The following is a 21,742-nucleotide window of genomic DNA, read 5'->3' as shown; positions in this document are numbered from 1 at the left end:
TGTCTTGGCTATCTGCCTGTCCGATTCGCCAAGGCGCATCCGGACAAGAGCATGGCGATATTCAAACATCTCGAACCTCCGATTGGACATCCCGCGTACCTCCCGCTCGTGAATCCGGCGGAAATACGTGGCATCTCGAAGGTCCGAAACCCGGTTCGGCCAGGCTAGACTGGCTCCATTACCTGATCATCAAATGGCCCCATTGCGTGAGCACTGGGTGGCTCCATTAGGTGAACATCCGGTGGCTCCATTGGGTGAACATCGAATGGACCCATAGGGGCGGTCGCCGACAAGCAGTACGCATTTTGCGACCATTGCCGCCACCGTAGCCCTCACGCCGCACGCGCTTTCTATCCATGCCAAGGCAGCAGAGAGAAGCTGGCTGTATCTACGCGACCAGGGGAACTCTTCTAAGGGGGCCTTCTTTGACCTTGCCAATGGAGTAGTTGGCAGCGTTGACGCCGGGATAAGCGCAAGCATTACCCCCTTGGTGACGGCAAATACCGGTGCACTATTATCTCCACCCCGACGTCCACCAGCGGCGGGATGGGCCTTAACATCGCCAGTGCAAACGGGGTTTTCTCCTACACCGGAGACGGCACATCCGGCCTCTACATCTGGGGCGCACAGCTTGAGGCTGGTGCATTTCCGACCTCGTACATCCCGACCACAACCGCAGCAGTCACCCGCAGCGCAGACGTTTCTACATCTGCTGCTGCAACAAGAGCTGCTGATGTATGCACTTTGAATTTGCCTTCATTGGTAGGTTCTCATGGAGAATCTTTGTGGAATGGGACCGAGGGGACGCTGTTGGTGCGTGGGGATGTAAACGCCCTGTCTGGTAATAGGCCGCTGCTGTCCCTAAACAACACGGTCAACGACAGGTCTACGCTATACATAGACTCTAGCGGCAATGTGTGCGCTGACTTCCTGACCTCAGGGGCATTTCAGGCACAGTTGAGGCCCGGCACAGTATCCGCTCAAACTGGTTTTGCAGTTGGTGTCGCTTGGGCTGTCAATGACTTTGCGGCAGTTCGCAATGGCGGGTCACCCGTCTCCGATAATTCTGGAACTCCCCCGGTCACGACTACGATGGGAATAGGAGTGGATTGGTCAAGCAGCGTATTTTGGAACGGCCACATCCGCCAAGTCCTCCTGTTCAACCGCCGCCTGTCCAACGCTGACATGCAAGCTCTAACAACTTAATAAAAACTATTTAAGTAAAAATAGCTAAAAAGGAATCTTGTCAAAAGGATTCCTTTTTTCTTATAAATAGTTTTATTCTATTATAGGAGATTTTTATATGGCAAATACCTTTAAGAACGCAAGAGGTGTATTAACTGCCTCATATGTAACGATTTATACATGTCCAGCACTTACAACTTCTGTTGTGCTCAATATTCATATAGCAAATACTTCAACTTCAACTTCAAGAGATGTTTCGGTTCAATGGCTTGATGCCTCAAATGCAAATGCTGCAACAAGACTTGCAGAACAAATGACAATTCCTGCAAAAGAAGCACTTGCACTTCTCAATGGAAAATTAGTTCTTGAAGCTGGAGATGTTATTCAAGCAAAAGCATCTGCAATTACCGATTGTGAAATTTCAATTTCTGCAATGGAAATGTCATAAATGATATTTGTAATTTTTTTCCTGGGTTTTTGTTTAGGAATTTTATTTGAAATTTTTGTAAGGAATAGATGATGTCAGGTTATATAAGCGGAAAAACAAAAAGAACTGTTTGGACTCCTAAGGATAGACTTGATAAAAAACAAGCTACTGCAGGTCTTCCTGCATGGTCACATGGGAATGATAATTTTACCAAGCTCATGTTGAACTGTGACTCTCTTGCTGATTCTTCAGTAGGCCATACAAGCCATCCTTATACGCCTATCGCAGGGTATTTTGACGGAAATGGTGATTATCTCACTGCATCAAATTCTGCGGATTTTAATGTACTTTCAACTGATGATTTTACTTTTGAAGCATGGGTTTATTTTACTCAGCTTGGCAGCGCTTTTTATACTTTATTTGCAACAACTACAAGCACTGCAGCTGAAACAGGCATGTTTATCAATGTCAACACCTACACACTGCAGTTTTTAATTGCCAATGCTGGTTCATGGGGCTTTTCATCAACAGGAATAACATTGACATCAGCCAATCTAAACCAATGGTGTCATATTGCATATTCAAGACAATCAGGTACTTTGCGAGGTTTCCTTAATGGAAAGCTAATGACTTCTAACGCAAATACAAGTGCAATTTCGTCAAGTTTAGGTTGCTCAATCGGCGCAACAACCAATAATGTCTATAATTTTTTTGGTAATATGTCAGATGTTAGGTGGTCAAAAGGTATCGCTCGTTATACAGCCGATTTCAGTGTGCCGATAGCCCCTTTGCGTGAGGACTCTTTTACAAAACTTTTGCTGCCAATGAATGAAGGATTGAAGCCTATTGCATATGATTCACTTGGTAAGAAATCAATTTCAACAGGAACAAGCACAACTGTAAAAAATCTCAACAAGCTTCCTGTCAGTGATGTTGCTGGATTTTTCCAAGCTTCTGGAGATTACCTTTCAGTTGACACGAATACATCAACAATGAACTTGCAGACTAACACTACATGGACAATTGAGTTTTGGGTTAATCCCTCTAATACAGGTGCAACGCAAGATATTGTAACAAAGCGATCTTCCTATGGTCTCACTTTATATATCTCTTCAACAGGAAATCTTGCCGCTTATTCTTCTATTGGTGGTGGATGGAATGGAATGTGGAATGGAACTTCCTTGGGAGTATTACAGTTTAATTCATGGAATTTTGTACAAATTTCACGCAATGGTACAACATATATAGCAAACATAAACGGAGTTCAAACGTACACAATAACTTCACCGACACTTTTTTATGATGTTGACACCAGCCCATTCGTAATTGCTGGTGGTGTCACCTGGGGTACATTTAAGGGCTTTGTTGCTGACTTCAGGTTTTCAACTTCAGTGAGAAGTAATATAGTCCCTACTTCCCTCTTCCAGAATGACGCTAGCACGCAACTACTTATTCATATGGATCAGGTGGGTGTAAGTTTTGTAGACTCATCGAGCAATAATAAGACCATCCTGCCTGTTGGCAATGCAAAGCATCTTGCGTGTCAGCCTGGAGATACTAAAGCTTTTGTGGGCGATGGAACTTCATCGAGCATTGTAAGTTCTCAGTATTCAACAGACTTTGATTTTAATACGAATCAATTTACCGTTGAAGGGTGGGTATATTATACTACATCTCCAATCAATGGATTTATCTTTGGCTCTTCTAATTGGAGTACTGGATGGGGTTTTGGCCTGAATCCTTCTAACTATTTGGCATTCATGCTTAATGGTTCTTGGGGTTTATCATCAACAATCACTGCGCCAGTTGGAAGATGGTTTCACCTAGCTTTTACAAGAGATATATCAAATAATATAAAGTTGTTTCTGGATGGGAACATAATTGCCTCTGGTGCAAATGCCTCATCATTGACAGCAGGCGGAACAAACTTCAACATTTTTCAAGCTAACACTATGTATGCTCCTTCAGGAACAACAGTTGCCTGGACTCATGTTGTAAATGGCACCGCACTTTATACTGACAACTTTACACCTCCTACTCTGCCAAGAGTGCATAAGGACTCAAAGGTTTTAATTGTAGCTGGTGAGGATGCGAGGTCATTTAATGACTTTTCACAATCAGCTAAGGTGGTGACAAGGTATGGAGATACTATCCAGACCAACAAAATCATTGGTAACTCTGGTGCATCAGCCATTTTTGATACATCAAGCCCTGTGAGTGGCAGAGTCTTCAATCTCAACAGTAGTTCTGGATATTTTGTTGTGCCTGTTAGCACAGATATTCAAATGGGTAATATTGACTTCACAGTAGATTTTTGGGCGAAAAGAACATCATTTCCTAGTGTCTGTTGGGTCATGGGTCAATGTGATGCTGCTGGTAACAATACAACATGCTCATTTGCATTTGACTTTCTAAATCAATACGCAAGAGCAGGGTTCTACATTGGCGGAACAAACTATGCAGCAACAGATTCAACAACCACAACTGATTCCAATTGGCATCATTATGCGATTGTTAGGTGTGGAGACTTGGGCATATTGTTCAAGGATGGAATTAAAGTAGCCTCCTCTACTGTGACAGGTGCTCTCAATACAAGCTCTGCTCAGTTTAGGATTGGTATGCTTGGAGAATATGGAAACTCCGGTTTCGTGGGTCAAATGACACAAATAAGGATTTCAAAGGGAATTGCTAGATGGACAAACAATTTTGTGCCACCTAAACAGAACTACCTAGCCAATTAAAACAACAAAGGGTCCGTTTGGACCCTTTGTAATTTCTACTTCAACCACTTGTTTCGCTTAGGGTCTTCAAGAAATGGAATTCCATGCAATGCATTTACTGACATATTGACTCTTTCGTTTTCATTGTGGAACACTTCACTAATTAACGCCTTCAAAGTCAAAGCTGATTTGTGAACATGCCTGCGATGTAATGCAAAATTCACATTAAAAATATCTTCTTCTGCATATTGAGAAACATCAATAAATCTTTCGAGTGTTTGCAAATCATCAATGGCTTGTGCCATTTCTCTTTGATACTTAACTGACTTTGTTAAATAAGTTTTTATCGCTTTGCGAATTATTTCCACTGCCTCAGATTTCAGAGCAATTAACAACTCATTACACTCAGCAACCTTTTTTGCCTTAGCAATAACCGTTTTAGAATGTTCAGCTGCAAGTGCTTTTTCATCTTCCTTTACAGCTTCTCTAAGCTGTAATTCCTTCTCTTCCATGGTCACTAGAACATCTTGCAAATCCTGCTTAAGAAGTTCAACCTTTTGCTTTGTATCTTCTCTTTTAGCCATTTAATTTTCTCCTATAATATAGCTTGTTTAATTTTTGGATGTGTTTCTTCAATGTGGCAATTACAAAGAATTTCTCTTGCACAAACATTGCCACAACATGGACATTGTACCAAATTTGGTTGCATTGGATTTATTGGTGGTGAGTCCATTTGACTCGATAACAATTCTGCTCTATGATTAAATTCATTAATTTGTATCTTCATCTTTTGATCCTTAAAATGGAAGATAAACACAGGGTAGGCAGCTTACTTATTTTGTTTTATATTTTTTTTATAAACCCTGTGTTTATCTTCCAAATCTATTTATTTGCTGAATACTATTTCAAGTATATCGCCCTCAAGCTTTTGAACCATTTTAAAACATTGCCAACCACCTGTTGAATCTCTCAACATCGACCTCAAACCAACAATTCGAGAAATTAAATTGTATGCAATAGTTTGATTTTCTTTAGTCAATTCTAAATTTGCTAACTGTTTATAAGCAGCATAAATTTCTTTGTAAGTTTCTTTAGCGGCTTTGCTATCTAACGTCAGGATTTCCACTTTACAACCTCGCATGTTGCTGTTTTTTTAATTTTGTCCACATAAACAACATTAATTAAATACCAGTTACTTTCTCTCAAGAGAACTTCAATGTTGAAACGAAGAAACTCTTTCTCAATTATTTTTGAAATGTCTATTGAGATAATTTCAATCATGTCTAAAAACAATTCTTCATAGAGGCGCATTGCCTCGTCGCTAAATTTTTTGTAGTGCTTTGTATTCTTAAAATCTTTATAGGTTACATAGCTATCTACTTTTCCGATATATTTCTGCACATTTTCAACGGCCATACCTGTTTGCATTAACTTTCTGAATTTGTTTGCACACTTTATGTCACAATATATTTTGCTTGCCTTTATTGTCTTTCCACAAAATAAGCACACATTGTTCTCTCTACAAGCCATACATATTCCTAAATCATCTGATTTGACGTTGTGAACTTTGCCACATATTTCACACTTCATGCTAATTAAGTCTCACTTTAAAATACACTGAAATAGAGTAAATTCATAAACAGTATCCACAAGAATATGATTGTGTTCATTACCAATGACGAACACAAAACCTTGTCATACAGCCAATCCTTCATCACTTTCCTCCTTTAAAACATAGTTTTTATATGTCTTGTTGATTATTCTAAGAACTGTCATATAAGAAATTTTAATTTCTCTACAGATTGCAGTTTTATTCATTCCAGAGTTCCACATTTTCCAAATTTCTTTAATTGCTTCGTCTGTGATTTTTTTCCTTCTACCCTTCATTGACATGCCCTTGTTTGACCTACCATGTCTAATCTTGTCTTGTGCATTCTCAAATTGATTACCCCAATACAAATTTTCAGGAATATTATTCAGGTAGTTTCCATCTTTATGTAAAGCTAGATTTCTTCCTTTTGGTGCTTCTCCTAGAAATGCCATAGCAACTAATCTATGTACAAGTTTTGGTGATGTATGTTCTTCACCATGGCGGCGCAAATTAACTCGACATCTTCCGTCTGGAGAGCTTGTTTGTTGTTTTAATATTCTTTCTGTTTTAATGTTCTTGATTCTGCCGCGATTTGATGCCATGTACTTTGGAAAGCCAGGAATTTTTTTCCATTCTTCTGGAACCTGAACGATTGCTACATTGTTTGTGATTGACATCAGATAATACGGGCCACCTACTCTACTCTTCAAATACTCATTAACTTCCTCATTTGGTAAAAACTTTGGCAATTCAAATGTCATCAACATAAATCCTCCATGATACTAACAAGATATTTTGTAGTTACATGGATATTTATGTAGTTGATGACACAACTACTCAAAAGCTAGATTTGTAATTGGTGCGAATACTCCTGGGAAATTATGCTCAGAGAGCACAGTTTGATGGTTTTCAGCTGAAAAACAGTGTCAACTTTTGTGTTTTTGGAAAGTTATTACGTCAGTTACACTCGAAAGGCTGTCATTTGTCCCAGGATTGACCAGGACGCATTTTGATGTGTCTGATGTATGTTTTATCATCCTTCTGCTTAGGATCATTCTGAGGTCAACCTGAGACATTCTCGAAATGAGAATTATGTGACAATAAAAAAGGCAGGGTAAAACTACCCTGCCTTTAATAAACAATTGAATTTTTTAATTACTTATTCTTGGTTGCATTAGCTGCTTGCTTGGCTTTCAGTTCTGCTTGAACTTTTGGCAACATCTTTTCGAACTCTTCTTTTAATGCAGCTTCTGAGCCTGCCATGCCAATGAGAGCACCTAAATAGTCTTCATTGCTTTTGAATTTCTTGGCATGAGCAATAGGAGCTATTCCATTTATCTTTAGAAAGGCACCCACAACAGCGTGACGCTCTAATGTAGTTGCATTTATGTCCAGTGTGTCGAATACAAATTTTTTGAGTTTTTCAGCTGGAGTAAGAGGCTTTGCGCCTCTGGCAAATTTTGGCTTATTATAAATTGCATACTGTTCCAAAAGAGCTACCATTTCATTTTCAAGCGAGGTTTTCGGCTTGGTTTTCTCTCTCATAATCTCAGCAAATTCTTCTGCTGTAATTTCATCAGCCTTCAATTTATTTGCCAACACATCATAAGGCAAATCGGAAAATTTGGGAGCATCAGTTGAATGACGGGCAAAAAGCTCTTTGATGGCATTGACGAAATAAACCTTGTCGTATTCCATTTAAAAATCCTCCGGGTCAGTTTCCCTTTCGGGTTGTCCCCATTGTACCAAATGGAAAATTAAATGTTAAGAGCAAATATGAAAAAATAAAAAAGAGGGCCATATGGCCCTCTTTTCGTTTTCAGTCGATGTGTTTATGCTTTGGCCTTTGCCGCCTTCAATTCTTCGTGCTTCGACATGTTCAACTTGATGATCGCGTCGTATTCCTTCTTGATAAGCTTCTTCAGGTTAGCCTCATCGCCAGCCAGCTGGATAAGAGCAGCTTCGAAATTCTCGGCATTCGCCTTGTGGAAGGCAGCGTAACCTTGTCCCTGTCCCTGAAGGAACTTCTTCATTGAGAGGGTGCAGAGTGAACGCTTCCAGATGAAGCCAAGCTTCTCGAAAACTTTCTTGTTGTTGAGGTCAAGAGAAGTCAGGTCACGAGGATTACGCTTCCTCGGCGGTGCAACCATCGTCACCAATTCCATGAGCATTTTGCGATGAGCTTCTGACGGCGATTCGGTGCGAGAAGCTTTGTAGGCCAGGATCGCGTTGTACTCATCCTTAGTGAGCTTCCCGTCAAATCCCAGGTTAACCAATTCCTCATTCGTCTTCTCCCAATGCTCAGGTGCTTCAACGTCGGCGGCCTGGTTCTGGATGAAGTGGGAAACAATCGCTTCGATCTTGGTGGTGATGTTCTCGTTCATTTGAATAGCTCCCTGAGGTTGAATGGTTAAGGAAGGATTTCGATTTCAAAAAGGTTCTGTTCCTTGGCGATCTGCTTTGCTGCCTTGACCGCCTTGGAGAAAGTCGTCTGCGAGAAGAACTTAATTTCGGTGCCGATACGAATTGCCCACATCCCGAAACCTCTTGGGCGATGGCCGTGTGACCATTCATATTGATTCGTCTGGACCCTCATGTTTGCAACCTCTTGAAATTGTTTCAAATTCAATTAACTTGATGCCTTTTTATCAAGACCTCAAAATTTGTACATTAAAACTTGACCGATCCCGAAAATAATTTCGCCTGTCATTCTAAGTAGTTATGACTAATTAAAAATGAATTTTCGAATTGAGGGGAATTTGGCGGCAAAAGAGACCAAAAATGAATTTCTGCCAGTACATCTTAAACAACTAAGATAATTCTGGATTTGTCTGAAATACGCTTATTCTGAATTTAAACTAGTTGATAATTGAAAATTTCATTTTAAAATTTTTATTAATTATTATGACTACTTGAACACAAAATTTCAGAAACACTCCATTCTCAATTAACAATTAAAAAAAATCTGTTTGAATGGTTTCATCACGAACAAGGAGGGACGGCTACACAGACAACGACGGCAGCAACGATCAACACAACCAATAACTACAAAAGGAGAAGTCGAATGAGTGAAGAAATCGATTTGGAACAAGCTGGAGAATTTGAAGACCTGATTGATAAATGTACTGAAAGCCTCATTGGTGTTGCTAGCCACGAATTATTTGACCGCTTGGAAGTAGACTATGTCGACGAAATAGCACAAAACCTTTATAACGAAATTAAAAAGCACAACCATGATTCATCTAGCATGTATTATGACGTATTTGTACCCATTTGCATCGCAAAGATTTTCGACAAGCTACTTGAGCTGAATTATTGGGAGGAAAAATTTCAGAATACTACAATCCAATAGTCAAAATGATGGTTAATAAAGTTCTCAACACAACCAATAACCAAAATTAAAAACATTCGATAGGGAGATTTTATGAGCATTAATGAACTAATCGAGGGCTATATGTTGAATTTGAAATATGATGACACAGATGACAAAACTCCAATTAAACTTTACCTCGAAGACCATAGGGAAGAAATTGAAGAACTTTACGAGGCATCCCTGTCATTTTATGACCCTGAATATTACTATATGCTGAAGCAACGAGAAGAAAACCCTTTAAGTGCATATGCTGAAGAAATTGCGGAATTCACTGGATATGGAATTGAATGGGCAAAGAACTTAATCGGGCGGGCAGTGATGGTTGAAGAGATGTACATTAATTCTGTCGAACTATTGCCACAAAGAGCTTAATGAAGTGACAACGAGAAAAGGGGCCGACTTCGGCCCCTTTTCGTATTGAATAAGCTTGTTAAAAAAAGAACAAGCGCATCACGAATCAACGCTGCGCGGGCAAGATTAAACAGTGCAATCGTAATTAATGTATGAACTCGCGGCTACGCGCAACGATTACAATGAGCTACGAGCAGAACAATTAACTTGACCAGAGTGCAACCAAATTAACCAGAGTGAAGACCAGAGTGCAACTGCTCATTAATCAATACTCAGATTAATGATTCAAGTTTCGAGGCATCTTGTCGAAGCTTGCTTCGAACAAGTGACTTGGAACTTGTACTGAGGCCCGGCCTCAGTACTGAATTAAATAATTATAATGATTCAACAGTTTAAATTCATGCACAGAATTAATTTCAACGAGGACCTGGGGGACTCGTGTGTCGCCGGGCGACACAATAGTAAAATGGAGATAATTTGGTTTGTTGCGCGTTGCGCAGATTTGAGATTCGCAGGCAAGCTGCTCTCTCAAATCTAGAATTAATTTTTTTGTTTGTTTGGAGGAGGGCTGTTAAACATAGTGTAACTATGTATATAGTAACCTGTACTAAAAACATGTCTGAAAATGATGCAGCCCACCTAGTCGTATAAAATCATTGAACAAATTATTTTTCAACTATTTTCGAGTTGCCCTGTTTACTCCAATTCACACTTGGATAGTATTAATTCTTAACGTATTCTTTAAAACACTTGCAGCCATTATAATTTCATCACTACAATATTAATTTAGTACAAATTGATAAATAGAAGTAGAAGCAAACATTAAAGAGGAATTTTCATGGAATTTTACGACTTGCTGAGATTTAGTTGCATTGTTGAATCAGAGAAAGACAGACTCTTTGATTTTGCTTGCGATTGTGTAGACTTCATTCAATATTACGAAAGCAACAAGACAAAATATAATTTTAGCATTAGCAAATTAATTGCAGAAACTGAAAACTGGAAGAAGCCTTTCAAGATCACAAGAAATATTTTCTACAAGGTAATGAGATTCAATTGCAACCTTGAAGACTTGATTAAAGTTTCATTTTGGCTTTCAAAGCAAGTACCATTTAATAAAGAATACTTTTCACATTCTGAGAAAACACAACAATTTGCAAAAAACATTTTAAACAACACCAATAGACCACTAAATGCAATTAGACGATTTGACATAGACCGAGACAAAATTTCAAATTACGTTGAACACAAAGAAAAACCTGTAAAAATGTACATTGAAACCGAAGAAGAAAGTTTAATGAAAGCTATGGTTTCTAAAGAAGCAAAACTTAAAGATAATAGACTAGAATGCATATTTTACCAAAACAAGAGATTTCTGGTTAAGATTGTGAAAGATAATAAGTCATATTACGTAGGCAAATACAAAATCCTTGAAGATGCAATTGCAGCTGCTAGAAACTTTCGCAATGAAATTGGCAAGAATTCCAAAACAGTGCATTGCGCTCAATGTAGAGCAGAATTTACAACTTACAATGTTGATTGGAAATATTGTCCAAAATGCTATGAAATTTATGCTGCAAAATGTCGCATGGAAAAAGAAACTGCAAGAAAAAATGAACTTATCGAAAATTTATTTAATGCCTATTTGGTTGTGAAGTAAGGAGCGAAAATGAAATCAAATCTAGACCATTTTACAAGAGAAGAATTAATTGATGCAATATCAAATTTGGTAGATATTAAAAATTCACTAGAAAAACAAACAAAAGATGAACAATACCCTAAACTTGAAAAAGAAATTCAGTACAACCAAGCAAAAATCCGAGAACTTACTGATGAACTTTCTCGCTTAAACACTATTGTCAGTGAATTACTCAGTAAGAACATTGCAAAGGGAATTACAAAAGCACATTTTCAAATTATAGGCAAAAAAGAATTTGGCGGAAAGAGAATAATTGAATTTGATAACACTTACACAGCAAACCAGATAGAAGATATTGTTGACTTACTTGGATTAATTGCAGCACCGTATGGAATTAATAGATTTTTTATTAAAACTGAAAAACTAAATGAAGCAAATGAAAAAATCCAAAAATACCTAGGAAAACAAGATGCAAATTTATAGCGACCTGAATGAGCACACAAAAGAAGAACTAGTAGAAATTTGCGAACAGCTTCAAGAAGAACTTAAAATTGCCAACATTAAGATTCACAATCAAAACGTTAAGAAGGAATCACCAGAGAATCCATATAGGCACAAAACCCAAAAGCTACAATTTTATAAGTTTGTTCACAAGGATAAGGAATGGGGTCCATATGGTGCAAAGAAGGTCATTATTGAATTTTTGCTAGACCTGAATCCAGATGAATGGGAGCTAGTATTACCGCTTCTTAAAAAATGCGATTTTGGCGAAAGACGATATTTCATTTTAAAGTCTGATTTACACAAACTGAATACCCTAGTAGAAAAATTTAAATTAAAGAAGGAGTTTTAAAAATGGAAACTATCAAAGGATCAATAATTCATTTAATCAAAGTCGAATCACCGTCAAGCAGACTACAATATACAAACTGTAAGAAATTAATTCTAGCGCTGGATTGCGATGATATTCCACTTTACAATGTCGAATTTGTACCAAATTTAAGCACAATGGATGTATATGATAAAATTTGCAACCTAGATTCAAGTCAATGGTGCAATTACGTTGTAACTGCCAAAGGTGACACAATGGGTGAACTTGGTGAAGGAATCATGTTCAGAGCTTTTGAAATCACTCTGGAAAATATTACTGAGCCATATTATCTTGATGATGATTATGTTGATTTTTACTATGACAATTTAATCTATCAAGCAAATTTTTTGAATCTTTACTCTTAATTTGAGTAATTTAACTGGACAAGAAGCAAAATTAAAGAAGGAGTTTTAAAAATGGATTATGATTTTCTCACAACAAAGGAGTGCGCAAAGCTATTAAGATGCACTGTGCCAATGGTTCACATCATTCTCAAAAATCACCCTGAAATCACCGTAACAAGACTAGGCAGAAAAATACTTGTTCATGTAGAACCCCTAGACAACTTTTTACAAACTTGCACAGGTTCATATGAGCCAATTCCTCACAATACAAATTAAACGACATGGAGGACTATTCAACCAAGAGCAAAGATGAACTCATTACAATAATTCACCGTTTGCTGAAGATCAATGACAACTACGAAAATAACTCGGTAGACTTGGATAGATTTAATGAACTTGTAGCCGATTATAACGAATTGAGAGAAGAAAACAAAACAATGGAAGCAACCCTTAGCCTGATTAGATTTGAATGCGATAAGATTATATTTTGACGAGCTACCAAACAAAATTGTGAAATTAAGCTGTGTATCCCATAATCAAGGAGAACCTGAAATGTGGTTAAGATCGGATGAATTCATTAAACAATACAAAATCTCAATGAGAACTCTACGAAACTGGCTCAAGCAAGGCAAAGTAGAAATGAAACGTCTACCGCTATTAGGCAATGTCAAAGAATATCGTCTCCATAGTCAAGACCAGAGTGCAACACAAGTCGACCAGAGTGCAACTGTGAAAGACCAGAGTGAAGTATCTCTCGCCGCTCCAGAAAGTCCCGAATGCCCAGAAATTCCAGGTGTACCCGGCCCCGAAGCCAAGAAAAATTTCCAAGCTGCCCCGAGCGAAATTGATGAAAATTCTATTATAATGAAACTAAAGAATAATACTAAACTACAAGAACTAAGAGAAAGAAGAAATCAGATAACAAGCAAACAAGGATACGATTACAATCAATATAATGAAGCTAAAAAAGCTGCTCAACAATTAATCAATAACCTGACTAGCTAATACTCTAATTAACAAATTACCATAGACAAGGATACCAATTAAACTATTACCTATTACCTCAAAAAAGACCGCGAGAATCTGAACCAGAAATTACCAAACACACAAAACAGAAAATCCCAAGACTACAATTAATTTTAAACTGTACAGGGGATAGAAATGAACACAAAATTTTTATGGACACCAAAAGGAATTGTTTAGTATTCTAATATTGTATGAATTAAAACACTCGTTTAAATTGTGACATGAAGTAAAAACTTCACATATAAAGAGATGTAATAGATTTTATTTTATGGACAAATAGCAATACCCTAAGGTCAATTTTTGTTTCCCTCAAGGAACTCTCCATCACCACCGTTACCTTTTCTAGCATCTTGTATTACACTTGTATTACACTTGTTTCCCTGAAGGAACCTACTGTTTCCCTGAGGGAACTATCTCTGATTATCTCAACAGCACCAACACATTTCATAGTAACACCTTTGCCTAATTAGTATTACTCATACTGTTTTCCATCTATCAGCACAAAAAGGTTTCAGTTTTCACCTAGGCCAGCATCAACACCTCAAGGATTCCCTCTTGTCCCTTGTTCACAGGATGACCCCAGAATGATTCTGTCCCCTTTGACATAATTTTATACATTTCTCACAGGCTGGAGACTCTTGTGGAATCCTGATGAAATTTCCATACCTTGAGGGCCAAATTGTACAGGCATTGTCAAGATTCCAGGTTGTACAGAATTTTTATGATCCAAGTTGTTGTCATGGTTACATAAATTTCTGGTGTGTATAAAATGGATCATCTCGTCCATGAGCTTGGCGCTCTCCATGCGCTCCTGCGGGCCGACGCCCACGTCGATGGACACGGAGTACTCGCCCATGACGTCCTCATGCTCCACGGCCACGTCCGCGCCCACGATGCGCACGTCATCCTCGGGCGGATAGAGCCTGATGATGTCCAGGATGCGGGCCAGGATCTTCCTGAAGCTGCGCGCGATGCGCCGGGCGTAGAGCTTCTGGCGCTGCATTCCGGCGGTGAGGCGCATCTGCATGCCTGCGGCGGTCTGATTCAGGGCGTTGTTGTCCAGGCCCTGCATGTTCTCGTTGACGCCGGACTCCTTGGCCACTTCCTGGAGCGTCAGCTGGAAAGCGTTCAGGAGCAGCGGGTCGCCCGGAGCGGGCACCAGTTCCTGCACGGTGCCCAGCGACGGCACCAGGGACACGTCCCCCGGCCCCATGGTGGAGAGGATCTTGCGGGCGCGGGCGTCGGTGGTCAGGAATCCCCGGTAGGTGCTCATGGCCGCCGAGTCCTGGATGTTGCGCAAGAGGTTGGAGAGCACGCGCTGGCGGTGGTCCAGCACGGCGGCGATGGGACGGCCAACGGGCTTGTGGGGCTCCTTGTAGACGAAGCCCAGCTCGAAGGGCGGGCCGCCGTAGGGGTTCTCGATGGGGCCGCGCAGGATGACGTCCTCGCAGACCGTGATGATGCAGGGCTTCAGGAGCTTGGTTTCGTCCAGGGCCAGGCGGGTGTAGCACTCCCACACCCACACTTCGCCCTGGCCCCGGCGCGCCGGGGAGTCCGTCCCGTCGCCGCGGCCCGAGCCCAGCATCTCCGGGGTGGACAGGCCGTCCACCGAGTGCAGTGTGTCGAACTCGGAGGCGGTGTCGTCGCCCGCGCGGCGCTCGTCCAGGCGGGCGGACACGGCGGCGTGGCTGCCCTTGCGGTAGACCCCGGCCATCTCCTGGCGGCGGATGGAGTCCAGGTCGCGCTTGACCACGTGGGCCACGAAGGGATTTTTGCCAAGCTCCGGGTAGCCGGGCAGCATGTACAGCTCGCGCGGCGGCACCACCTCCAGGTGGAAACCCTGGTAAGTGGGCTTTTTGCGCACTGCCTTTGCTCCCCGGAGTCCGGTGACCGGGGCGCCCGTGAGCGGGTCCTGCCGGGTGAAGGTCTTGCCGCCGCGCACGTCCACGATGGTCTTGTCGGAGGCGGCCAGGGCTTCGATCTCCTCGGTGGACATGTCGGGCAGAAGCTCGGTGGTCAGGTCAAAGTCGTCGCGCTGGGTCACCTTCATCACGCCGTAGTGATTCACCAGGCAGTCATGGATGAAGTCCTCCACCAGCTGCTCGCCGCCCAGCTGGTTGAACAGCTTGTGACGCACGTAGCGCTTCAGGCGGTCCGCCCGGTGCTGGGCCTCCTTGTTCTCGGCGGGGTCCTTGCCGGAGAGCACCGGGTTGAAGGCGAAGAAGTCGCCGGTGAACACTTCCACCAGCCCCGGCTTCATCCACTCCACCACCGAGAAGATGGTGGGGTGCACGGTCTGGGACCAGCCGGGACGCTCGTTGCCGTAGGGCTCGGCCCGGTAGTGGCGGTAGTGCTTCTCGCGTTCGGCGGACAGCTCGGCCTGGTAGGACCGGGCCTTGTCCATGTCCTGCTTGAGGAGCGTCAACAGGTCTTTGTCTGCAATGGGCATGAGGGTCTCCTAGAGGAACCGGGAGGGCTCCTGGCCCTCCTCGATGTTGAGGGTGTCGTCCGCCGTCCGGAAGCGGTCGGCGTGGGCCATGGTCAAAACGAAGGCGTCTGCGATGTTGGGGGACGGGACGCCCCGGCGTTTCAGCTCGTCCTTGCCCTCCACCTTGATTCGTCCGGTGGGCAGGTAGGCGAAGCGGGGGGCGGACAATTCGGCCGCCAGCTTGTTGGCCAGCGGGACAGCGCCGTCGATGGCGGCCACGCGGGAGGCGAAGAACTCGCGGGCCTTCCACCACAGCTCGTCACGGCGCCGGTTGAACCGCTCCGAGGAGGACGCTGATTCCGCAACGTTCACCGCCGTCACCGGCAGCCCCCAGCCGGACAGGGTGTGGGCCACGCCCGCGCCCCAGCCCACGGCGTCCACGTAGACGGCCTCGGGCCGCAGATCGTGGAAGCACTCGCGGGCGCGCCCGGCGATGGCCAGGGTGTCGTCCAGGCGGAACTCCTCGGCGTGGATCACCTTGCCGCCCTGGCGCACCACGATGGCCGAGGGGTCGCCGCCCAGCGACATGCCCACGTCCAGCCCCATCACGGAGGGGGCGTCGCGGTAGCCCACCTGCCGGTCCAGGGAATCGAGCACCAGCGAGAGCGGGATGAGCGTGTCCTCGCCGGTCACGTCGAAGTCGCACTCGTACTCCTGGCGGAACTGGGACTCGGTCATCTGGGCGCGGGCGGAGTCCACCTCGTCCAGGGGGAGCAGGCGGGTCTGGCTGACGGGGAAGCGGGCCGCGTACCAGTCGGGGTTTCGAAGCGCTGTCTGGTACAGGTCGAAGAAGTGGTTGTGGCCGCGCGGGGTGCCGATGAAGATGGCGAAGCCCCTGCGGTCGGACAGGGCCGGACGGATGACCGTGGCGTAGGCCTCGGGCCGGAAATCCGCGTATTCGTCCAGCACCACGCCATCCAGGTACAGACCGCGCAGGCTGTCGGGGTTGTCCGCGCCGTGCAGGCTGATGCGTGAGCCGTTCTCGAAATCCAGGCGCAGCTCCGCTTCGCTGGCCTTGGCGCCGGGCACGGCCAGGCCGTAGAGCTTGAGGTAGTCCCAGGCCACGCGCTTGGCCTGGGTGAGGGTGGGGGCCACGTAGGCCAGCCGGAGGTTGGGCGGGCCGCCCCGGTGCGCGGCGTCGATCAGGGCGTTGACGCACAGCACGGTCTTGCCGAAGCGCCTGTGGCACACCAGCACCGAGAAGCGTCTCAGCCCGTCGTGGATCTGCCTTTGGAAACGATGCGGCTCGTAGCCGGTATGGATGGTAATTCCGGTCTTCATGAACCGGGCAGTGTAGCCGGGAATCTGGCGGCGTCACCCCATATAGGGGTATGTGGGGAGAAAGTTGCCCGGAGCCGCATTATTTGCGGCTCCGGGCGCGCGGATTAGGTCAGCCAGCCCCGTCTCGTGACAGTGACCGGAGAGATGGCCGAGTAGGTGTTCAGCAGATTGTTCTCCAGCTCCTGCAGGAGCTGCGTATCCAGGGACACGTCCATCTCGTCTATGTTCTTGAGGCGAAGCGCCGCGTATTCGGCCACAAGATCATCAAGCTTGCCGTTAAAGGGCGTGGGCGAATCCAGGTCCAAAAGTGTCGCGTCAAGGAGCGGCCAGTACAGGAGCGTCATGCCGTAGGCCGCGCCAGGCGTTCCTGCCAGGTACAGGTTGTCGCCCCGGATGAGCCATACTGACGCTTCCCCCGGCGCGGTCAGCTGCTCCCAGGAGTCGTCGCTCTGCTTGGCCAGTTTGGTGTTTGTGCCGTCGCGGTAGAGGCCGTAGTCGGCCATGAAGTCGGACGGCAGGGGGTAGTCCTCCCGCCCGGCCTCGGTCTCGAAGCGGTGCACGGCGCGGCCCAGTTCCACGTCGTTTCGATAGAGCACGTGCGAGAGCCGTCGGTAGCCCTTGGCCACGATCTTCAGCATCTGCTCGTCGCTCCAGCGGGTTTTGAGTTCGTCTGTCAGTTCGAGCCTGATTTCATCGAGCAAGTCCGCGATAGTCATGTGTCTTCTCCTCTGCCAGGGCGCGGATGGTATAACCCGGCAAAGGAAACGATTCAGCCCACATAGCGCTATGTGGGAAGAAAGATGCAAAAAGAATGGCCGCGCCCCTTTGACGGACGCTCCCCCAAGGCTTACAGTCCCGCTCTACAATATCGCTTCTGGAGTACTGTATATGAATGTCTCAATCCTTATCGATGGCAGTTTTTTCTGGATGAAGCACCTCGAAGCCCGCCTCGGCCAGCCGCCCTCGGCGGAGTCCGTGAAGCAGGCCTGCGAACTCATCATGGCTGACTCCGAGTTTGAAAACGACAAGCTGTTCCGCGCCTATTATTACGATTCACCGCCCTACGGCGGCCGCGCGGTACACCCCATTTCCCAGCGCGAAATCGAATTCAGCACAACTGAACAGCACCGCATCAAGAACGACTACCTCACCCAGCTCCAGCGCATGCCCCGCATGGCCCTGCGCCTTGGATCGCTCGCCATGCAGGGCTGGAAGCTCAACAAAAAGAACATGCGCGGCATCATGGAATCCTTGAGCCGCAACCTCCCTCTTCAGCCCCAGGACGTGTCCATCAACCTGGTGCAGAAGGAAGTGGACATGCTCATGGGCCTGGACATCGCCTGGATGGCCGCCCGTGGCATGGTGGACAAGGTGGTGCTGCTCACCGGCGACGCGGACATGATCCCGGCCATGAACTTCGCCCGCGAACACGGCATGCTCGTTTTCGTGGCCAAGTTCGGCTACTACCTGTCGGACAAGCTGCGCGAGCACGCCGACGGCGTGGTGGAGTTCACCCTGCCCGCCCCGGAAAGAACCTACACCCCCTCTGCACGGGTTGTGTCCATGCCCCCCAACGGAGGATATGCCCACGGGACCAACGGGCATGCGCCCGCGCCTCCTGCCGCCTCTCCGGTTCCGGAAGCCGCGGCGGCCCCTGCCGCCTGTGCCGCCATCATAGCCGACCCGGCCATCCCGGACATCCTCCTGGAGGACACCCCGGAAGACCCCGACGACCACATCGGCAACAAGTAGAAACATCGCGCCCAGGCCGGGAAGCCCGCAGAGGCTTCCCGGTCTTGCCTTGCCGGAAAAAAGATGCTTCTATCCCCCTCCCGCCAGGAGGGACCTTCCCATGCCAAGCCAAAAAGCCATCGACAATAAGGCGCTAAACGACCGCGAACTGGCCGAAGAGCGCACCATACTTGCCTCCAAGCCCCAGCGGCTGGTCTTCGAGACCACCAACCGCTGCAACCTTCGCTGCGCCATGTGCGGCCAGTCCCACCGCGACTTCGTGGGCCGCGACCTCCAGCCCGAGGTCTTCGCCAGGACCGAGCCCTACTGGGAGACCGCGCACGACGCCTCCCTGTTCGGCTGGGGCGAACCGCTCATGAACAAGCACCTGGGCAGCTACTTCGATCTTCTGGCCCCCCGCGGCCCCAGCATCTTCGTGCTGACCAACGCCATGCTCCTCAAGCAGGAGATGATCGACCGCTTCCTCACCGGCGGGCTCACCTACCTGAACTTCTCCGTGGACGGCGCCACAGCCGCCACCTACAACCGCATCCGCAAGGGCGCGGACTTCGACACGGTGATCGCCAACATCAGGAAGGTCGTGGCCAAGAAGCGCGAGCTTGGCGTCAGCCATCCCTATCTGCGCATGGTTTTCGTGGGCATGCGCTCCAACGTGGAGGAGTTCCCGGACTTCGTGGACCTGGCCGCCAGCCTCGGCATGGACGAGGCCAAAATGGTGCACATGATCGCCTACGGGCAGGAGATGGTCGGCGAGATCCTCTTCGACCACAAGGAGCGCACCAACGAGATCCTGGACGAGGCCGAACGCCGCGCCAAGGCCCACGGCCTGAAGCTCACCATCCCCGACCGCTTCGACCTCTCCGGCAAGCCGGTGCTCGAGCCCATGCAGAGCCTGCACAAGAAGTGCCCCCGCCCCTGGGAAGAGGTCTTCGTACAGTCCGACGGCAAGGTGCGCCTGTGCATGCTCTCCAAGGACATCATGGGGGACCTGAACGTGGAAGGCATCGAAGACATCTGGAACAACGAAAAGTTCCAGCAGGTCCGAGGCACCATCAACACCCCCCAGGCCATGTCCACCTGCGCCAAGTGCCCGCAGTACAAGGAAATGAACGTCAACGACCGCGCCGCGTTCATCCAGGTGGAGACCACCCTGCCCGGCACCAAGCCCACCCCGGCTCCGCCGCAGCCTGACGCAGCCCTGGCCGAGGCCGCCGAGTGAGAAGCGCGGCGCCGGTGAAGACCGCCGTCATCTTGAGCGCGGGCCTGGGCACGCGCCTTCGCCCCCTCACCGACACCTGCCCCAAGCCCATGGTGCCTGTGGCTGGCGTGCCGCTGCTTACACGCACCGTGCGCCATCTGGCCGCGCACGGCGTCACGGACATCTGCATCAACCTGCACCACCTGCCCGAGGTGGTGCTGGAGCATTTCGGCGACGGTGAAGCTTTCGGAGCTAGGCTGCACTTCACCGTGGAGAACGAACTGCTCGGCACCGCCGGGGCGCTCAACGCCTTCCGGCAGCATCTTACCGGGCCGTTCCTGGTCTGGTACGGCGACGTGCTCTCGGAATTCGACGTCACGGCCTTTACCCGCTATCATGCCGGGAAAGGCGGACTGGCCACCGTGGGCCTGTACCGGGTGGACAACCCCACCCAGTGCGGGCTGGTGGACCTGGACGACGCCTCGCGCATCACCCGTTTCGTGGAGAAGCCCCCCGTGGCCTTCACGGACCTGGCCAACGCCGGGGTGTACGCCTGCGAGCCGGGCGTGCTGGACTTCATCCCCCCTGCCGGGTTCTCGGACTTCGGCAAGGATGTGTTCCCGGCCATGCTGGGTGCCGGCGCGGCCCTGTACGGCTATCCCATCGAGGACTGCCTGATCGACATCGGCTCGCCCGAGAAGCTTGAGCGCGCCGACACGCATTTCCGCGCCCAGTAAGGAGCATTTCATGGACGCACCCGCCCTGACCTGCCTGGTTCGCCAGTCCTTCGACAGCGAGGCCTTCGGCCTGGACTACTACCGCATGGCCACGCCGGACCACGAGGCCCTGGCCCGCGACCTGGAGTCACTTGGCGCGCCGGGAACCCCTTTCATGGCCGACGCCAAGCTGCCCGCCCAGGACATCGAAGGCTCCAAGCAGTTGCAGCGCCTGGGTTTCCGCAAGATCTGCGTGCAGCCCACCTTCGTGCTGCCTCTCAACGGAACGCGCGGCGCGGCGGTGGGCGAGCCCCAGGCCGTGGCGGACATGCCCCGGGAGGAACTGTCGGCCCACGCGGCGAACTTCCCCTACAGCCGCTTCGGCCTGGACCCCGATGTTTCGGAAAACGAACGCCAGGCCCATCAGGAGCGCTGGCTGGCCAACTCCATGACCTCGCCGGACATCCTGGTGTTCCGCGAGCACGGCGCGTTCGTGAGCTTCAAGGTCCGCGAGGGCGTTGTGGTCATCGACCTGGTCTCGGCGCTGCCCTCCTCGCGCGGCAGGGGTTCGCTCCTGCTGGAGCGCCTCAAGGCCTGGGCCGCCGGGCAGGGACACTCACGCATCGAGGTGACAACAGAGAGCGAGAACATCCCCGCCTGCCTCTTCTACCAGAAAAACGGCTACCGCCTGGACCGCGCCAGCGTGGCCTTCCACCTGCGAGTGCAGGCTCCCGCGTGATGCGGCCCGGGAACCGCGCGCTTCATTCAAGGCCCAGGGCC

23 protein-coding genes and 1 pseudogene are annotated in these 21,742 nt (G+C 47.6%); 14 read left to right on the top strand and 10 right to left on the bottom strand.

The window, feature by feature from the left end:
* Positions 1-495: 495 nt before the first annotated feature.
* From G453_RS29230 to G453_RS28045, 3 genes and pseudogenes are all read left to right on the top strand, one after another.
* Positions 496-1,206: pseudogene (locus G453_RS29230) on the top strand (phage head spike fiber domain-containing protein); the annotation flags it as partial.
* A gap of 97 nt (positions 1,207-1,303) precedes the next feature.
* Positions 1,304-1,633 (top strand): hypothetical protein, encoded by a 330-nt coding sequence (locus G453_RS28050; protein WP_156920930.1) that lies wholly within the window; start codon positions 1,304-1,306, stop codon positions 1,631-1,633.
* A gap of 71 nt (positions 1,634-1,704) precedes the next feature.
* Positions 1,705-4,353: a LamG domain-containing protein gene (locus G453_RS28045; RefSeq protein WP_169725339.1), complete on the top strand. Its 2,649-nt coding sequence runs from the start codon at positions 1,705-1,707 to the stop codon at positions 4,351-4,353.
* 35 nt (positions 4,354-4,388) lie between these two features.
* Here the strand turns inward: G453_RS28045 and G453_RS28040 are convergent, their stop codons facing one another.
* The 7 genes from G453_RS28040 to G453_RS28025 all read right to left on the bottom strand — a co-directional run bounded on the left by G453_RS28040 (position 4,389) and on the right by G453_RS28025 (position 8,519).
* Complete coding sequence (locus G453_RS28040; protein WP_156920928.1) at positions 4,389-4,916, bottom strand: hypothetical protein; 528 nt, start codon at positions 4,914-4,916, stop codon at positions 4,389-4,391.
* Between the two features lie 302 nt (positions 4,917-5,218).
* The gene (locus G453_RS28035) at positions 5,219-5,458 is read right to left on the bottom strand and encodes a hypothetical protein (protein WP_156920927.1); all 240 of its coding nucleotides are present in this window, start codon (positions 5,456-5,458) and stop codon (positions 5,219-5,221) included.
* Positions 5,446-5,922 (bottom strand): hypothetical protein, encoded by a 477-nt coding sequence (locus G453_RS28030; protein ID WP_156920926.1) that lies wholly within the window; start codon positions 5,920-5,922, stop codon positions 5,446-5,448. The genes G453_RS28035 and G453_RS28030 overlap by 13 nt, the downstream gene beginning before the upstream one ends.
* Positions 5,923-6,027: 105 nt before the next feature.
* Positions 6,028-6,684, bottom strand: coding sequence for an NUMOD4 domain-containing protein (locus G453_RS27290; RefSeq protein ID WP_169725338.1), 657 nt, complete (start codon positions 6,682-6,684; stop codon positions 6,028-6,030).
* A gap of 394 nt (positions 6,685-7,078) precedes the next feature.
* On the bottom strand, positions 7,079-7,621 hold the full coding sequence (locus G453_RS0113495; protein WP_027191491.1) for a hypothetical protein: 543 nt from the start codon (positions 7,619-7,621) through the stop codon (positions 7,079-7,081).
* A gap of 134 nt (positions 7,622-7,755) precedes the next feature.
* The gene (locus tag G453_RS0113490; protein WP_027191490.1) at positions 7,756-8,307 is read right to left on the bottom strand and encodes a hypothetical protein; all 552 of its coding nucleotides are present in this window, start codon (positions 8,305-8,307) and stop codon (positions 7,756-7,758) included.
* 26 nt (positions 8,308-8,333) lie between these two features.
* Complete coding sequence (locus G453_RS28025) at positions 8,334-8,519, bottom strand: hypothetical protein (protein WP_156920925.1); 186 nt, start codon at positions 8,517-8,519, stop codon at positions 8,334-8,336.
* A 468-nt stretch (positions 8,520-8,987) separates the two neighbouring features.
* On the opposite strand from G453_RS28025, the gene G453_RS0113480 reads away from it, so the two are divergent.
* From G453_RS0113480 to G453_RS28005, 7 genes are all read left to right on the top strand, one after another.
* Positions 8,988-9,275, top strand: a complete 288-nt coding sequence (locus G453_RS0113480; protein ID WP_027191489.1) for a hypothetical protein — start codon at positions 8,988-8,990, stop codon at positions 9,273-9,275.
* A gap of 72 nt (positions 9,276-9,347) precedes the next feature.
* Positions 9,348-9,668 (top strand): hypothetical protein, encoded by a 321-nt coding sequence (locus tag G453_RS0113475; protein WP_027191488.1) that lies wholly within the window; start codon positions 9,348-9,350, stop codon positions 9,666-9,668.
* Between the two features lie 817 nt (positions 9,669-10,485).
* Complete coding sequence (locus tag G453_RS28020; RefSeq protein WP_156920924.1) at positions 10,486-11,307, top strand: hypothetical protein; 822 nt, start codon at positions 10,486-10,488, stop codon at positions 11,305-11,307.
* 9 nt (positions 11,308-11,316) lie between these two features.
* Positions 11,317-11,769: a hypothetical protein gene (locus G453_RS28015; protein ID WP_156920923.1), complete on the top strand. Its 453-nt coding sequence runs from the start codon at positions 11,317-11,319 to the stop codon at positions 11,767-11,769.
* On the top strand, positions 11,756-12,139 hold the full coding sequence (locus G453_RS0113470; protein WP_027191487.1) for a hypothetical protein: 384 nt from the start codon (positions 11,756-11,758) through the stop codon (positions 12,137-12,139). Before G453_RS28015 ends, G453_RS0113470 begins: the two co-directional genes overlap by 14 nt.
* Positions 12,140-12,141: 2 nt before the next feature.
* Entirely contained in the window at positions 12,142-12,522 is a 381-nt protein-coding gene (locus G453_RS28010; protein WP_156920922.1) for a hypothetical protein, read from the top strand.
* A 531-nt stretch (positions 12,523-13,053) separates the two neighbouring features.
* Positions 13,054-13,506, top strand: coding sequence for a hypothetical protein (locus G453_RS28005; RefSeq protein WP_156920921.1), 453 nt, complete (start codon positions 13,054-13,056; stop codon positions 13,504-13,506).
* 631 nt (positions 13,507-14,137) lie between these two features.
* Here the strand turns inward: G453_RS28005 and G453_RS0113455 are convergent.
* The 3 genes from G453_RS0113455 to G453_RS0113445 form a co-directional block, all read right to left on the bottom strand.
* Positions 14,138-15,976, bottom strand: a complete 1,839-nt coding sequence (locus G453_RS0113455; RefSeq protein ID WP_027191485.1) for a portal protein — start codon at positions 15,974-15,976, stop codon at positions 14,138-14,140.
* Between the two features lie 9 nt (positions 15,977-15,985).
* A complete protein-coding gene (locus G453_RS26420; RefSeq protein ID WP_051272412.1) occupies positions 15,986-17,296 on the bottom strand; it encodes a terminase large subunit domain-containing protein in 1,311 nt (436 codons plus the stop codon).
* Between the two features lie 104 nt (positions 17,297-17,400).
* Positions 17,401-18,012 carry a phage adaptor protein gene (locus tag G453_RS0113445; protein ID WP_027191484.1) on the bottom strand — a complete coding sequence of 204 codons (612 nt, stop codon included), beginning with the start codon at positions 18,010-18,012 and terminating at the stop codon, positions 17,401-17,403.
* A 172-nt stretch (positions 18,013-18,184) separates the two neighbouring features.
* Between G453_RS0113445 and G453_RS0113440 the strand changes: the two genes are divergently transcribed.
* From G453_RS0113440 to G453_RS0113425, 4 genes are all read left to right on the top strand, one after another.
* On the top strand, positions 18,185-19,048 hold the full coding sequence (locus tag G453_RS0113440; RefSeq protein WP_027191483.1) for an NYN domain-containing protein: 864 nt from the start codon (positions 18,185-18,187) through the stop codon (positions 19,046-19,048).
* 100 nt (positions 19,049-19,148) lie between these two features.
* Positions 19,149-20,267, top strand: coding sequence for a radical SAM protein (locus tag G453_RS0113435; protein ID WP_027191482.1), 1,119 nt, complete (start codon positions 19,149-19,151; stop codon positions 20,265-20,267).
* Complete coding sequence (locus tag G453_RS24030; protein ID WP_235731763.1) at positions 20,264-20,983, top strand: nucleotidyltransferase family protein; 720 nt, start codon at positions 20,264-20,266, stop codon at positions 20,981-20,983. Before G453_RS0113435 ends, G453_RS24030 begins: the two co-directional genes overlap by 4 nt.
* 10 nt (positions 20,984-20,993) lie before the next feature.
* The gene (locus G453_RS0113425) at positions 20,994-21,701 is read left to right on the top strand and encodes a GNAT family N-acetyltransferase (RefSeq protein ID WP_027191481.1); all 708 of its coding nucleotides are present in this window, start codon (positions 20,994-20,996) and stop codon (positions 21,699-21,701) included.
* Positions 21,702-21,742 lie beyond the last annotated feature (41 nt).

Source organism: Fundidesulfovibrio putealis DSM 16056 (assembly GCF_000429325.1).
GTDB lineage: Bacteria > Desulfobacterota > Desulfovibrionia > Desulfovibrionales > Desulfovibrionaceae > Fundidesulfovibrio > Fundidesulfovibrio putealis.
The sequence above is the reverse complement of the archived record's forward strand: the minus strand, read 5'-3'. Positions and strand labels throughout refer to the sequence as shown.